The 1,512-nt window shown below is 57.1% G+C and carries 1 protein-coding gene; it reads right to left on the bottom strand.

The features are described 5' to 3' along the window. The coding region (locus ACR0FG_RS20830) for an arylsulfatase (RefSeq protein WP_480895266.1) at positions 1–1,512 on the bottom strand (1,512 nt) is incomplete at both ends.

The following is a 1,512-nucleotide window of genomic DNA, read 5'->3' as shown; positions in this document are numbered from 1 at the left end:
CGAACCCCGTGGAGGATAGTCCTTGAACGTAGAAAGGTGGTTTTGAACGATTTTGGCCGCCGGCCCAAATGCCCACATCTTGTTGCCCATCCAGCGGGTATACATCCCGGATTCCTCGGCCGCTTTTTCGTAAGGATCGCGACGAAGGTTGAACAGCAGGGGTGCGTTCAGTTCCTCCTTGGGGCCAGCCCAGCCTTCGGATTGGATCGTGAAATGTGCTTTCCAGTCACCATGGCGTACAGCTTGCAGGTCCGGTCCTTCGTAGTAGATGATCTCGTCCCGGCTGCTCTCGCCCTCACCGGTCAGGAAAGACAGTTGGTTATATCCATCGAGATGCACCTGATAGCCTTCATAGCCTTGCAGCAAGGAGTCTGGCAGATCGCTCGGCCCTCCGGCGGCGGCAACAAGGGTGGGCATCCAGTCAAGACCGGCAAAAATACCGTTACTCACGATTCCGGCGGGGATTTTTCCGGGCCAGCGAATGATGGCCGGGACGCGGAAACCGCCTTCCCAGGTTGTGCCCTTTTCGCCATGGAACGGTGTTGTTCCACCATCGGGCCAGGTCATGGTTTCGGGGCCGTTATCGGACGTAAAGACAACAATCGTGTTGTCCGAGACCCCCAATTCCTCCAATCGTGCCATGACTTTGCCGACGTTGTCATCCAGCTCTTTCATCACGACATCCTGCAAGCCGCGCCCGTCGCCCAGCATGGCCTCGTATTCGGGGCTCAGATGGGTCCAGACATGCGCGCGCGCCGGTGCCATCCAGACAAAGAAAGGCGTATCGCTGTCGACTGCGCGGTTGATGAAGTCCAGCGTGTGGGCTGTCACCTCGTCGTCCAGCGTCTTTTGCCGCTCAGGCGGAGCCGGACCATCGTCGATGATGCGTTGCTTGCCAACCAGACCCCAGCGTGGGTCCACAGTTTCATCGACTGTATCCGTGGCGTACGCGTGAATGATGTTCCGAGGGCCAAATGTGTCGTTGAATTTCTGATCTTTCGGCCAGTCCGGGTCGGATGTGTATTCCATCGCGTTCAGATGATAGAGCCAGCCCCAATATTCATCAAAGCCTTTCACCGTCGGCAGGAATTTATTCATATCCCCCAGATGGTTCTTGCCGAATTGACCGGTCGTGTAGCCCAGCGACTTCAGCATATTGGCCAGGGTCGGATCATCCTCGCTCAGACCTTTTTCAGGATCTCCCGGCAGGCCAACCGTGTGCATTCCGGTACGGACCGGCAATTGTCCAGTGATGAAGGCCGATCGTCCGGCAGTGCAGCTTGGCTGAGCATAGTAATCCGTTAGACGCATACCGTCGGCGGCCAACTGATCAAGATTGGGGGTTTGGATGCTTTTCACGCCCTGATGATAGCTGCCAAGGCTGGCCCAGCCGACGTCGTCGGCCATGATGACAAGGATATTGGGTTGGTCGGTTTCGGCCAGAACCGGCATGGCACAGACTGTTGCCGTCGCCAGCGTGGCGGAAGCCGCAATAGATCGAAGAATGAACAT

It is taken from the genome of Ruegeria sp. E1 (assembly GCF_056534225.1).
The sequence above is the reverse complement of the archived record's forward strand: the minus strand, read 5'-3'. Positions and strand labels throughout refer to the sequence as shown.